This is a genomic window from Hansschlegelia quercus, assembly GCF_004310425.1.
Lineage (GTDB): Bacteria > Pseudomonadota > Alphaproteobacteria > Rhizobiales > Methylopilaceae > Methylopila > Methylopila quercus.
In genome coordinates, this window is sequence record NZ_SIUB01000015.1 from 1 (window position 1) to 1,065 (window position 1,065).

Consider the following 1,065-nt stretch of genomic DNA (forward strand, 5'->3'; position numbering starts at 1 on the left):
CCCTGCGCTTCTCGTCGCAGTTTTGCTGCGGTGCGTTGAGGCGGTTTTGAATCGCTGTTAAGAGCCGGCGTGCGTTGGGGGAGCCTGGCCGTCCTGGGTCGTGGGCGGGCGCGGGTGATCGGGATAGTCTTCATGAAGGTCGTCGCCGGCAACTCCAACCGCGCGCTCGCAGAGGCCGTCGCGGCCTATCTCGCGACGCCGCTGACGCGCTGCAACGTGCGCCGTTTCGCGGACATGGAGGTGTTCGTCGAGATCCTCGAGAACGTGCGCGGCGAGGACGTGTTCGTGGTCCAGTCGACCTCGTTCCCGGCAAACGACCATCTGATGGAGCTCTTGATCATCATCGACGCGCTGCGGCGATCCTCCGCCCGGCGCATCACGGCGGTGATGCCGTATTTCGGCTACGCCCGGCAGGACCGTCGCGCCGCCGGCCGCACCCCGATCTCGGCCAAGCTCGTCGCCAACATGATCACGCAGGCCGGCGCCGACCGCGTGCTGACGCTCGACCTGCACGCCGGCCAGATCCAGGGCTTCTTCGACCTGCCCACCGACAATCTGTTCGCAGCGCCGGTGATGGTGCGCGACATCAAGGAGCATCTGCCGCTCGACAACGTGATGGTGGTGTCGCCGGACGTCGGCGGCGTGGTGCGGGCGCGGGCGATCGCCAAGCGCATCGACGCCAATCTGGCGATCGTCGACAAGCGCCGCGAGCGCGCCGGCGAGAGCGAGGTGATGAACATCATCGGCGAGGTCGAGGGCCGGTCCTGCATCCTGGTCGACGACATCGTGGATTCCGGCGGCACGCTGGTGAACGCGGCCGACGCGCTGCTCGCGCAAGGGGCGAAGGAGGTCTACGCCTACCTCACCCACGGCGTGCTGTCGGGCGGGGCGGTGGCGCGGATCTCGGGCTCGCGGATCAAGGAGATGGTGATCACCGACTCGATCCAGCCGACCGAGGCGGTGCGGGTCGCCAAGAACATCCGCACCATCTCCATCGCGACCCTGATCGGCGAAGCCATCGCCCGAACCTCCTCAGAAGAAAGCGTCTCAAGCCTGTTCGATTGA

General features: G+C 67.0%; 1 protein-coding gene. It reads left to right on the top strand.

Translation table 11 applies throughout. The features are described 5' to 3' along the window. Positions 1–132: 132 nt before the first annotated feature. On the top strand, positions 133–1,065 hold the full coding sequence (locus EYR15_RS16885) for a ribose-phosphate pyrophosphokinase (protein WP_131004748.1): 933 nt from the start codon (positions 133–135) through the stop codon (positions 1,063–1,065).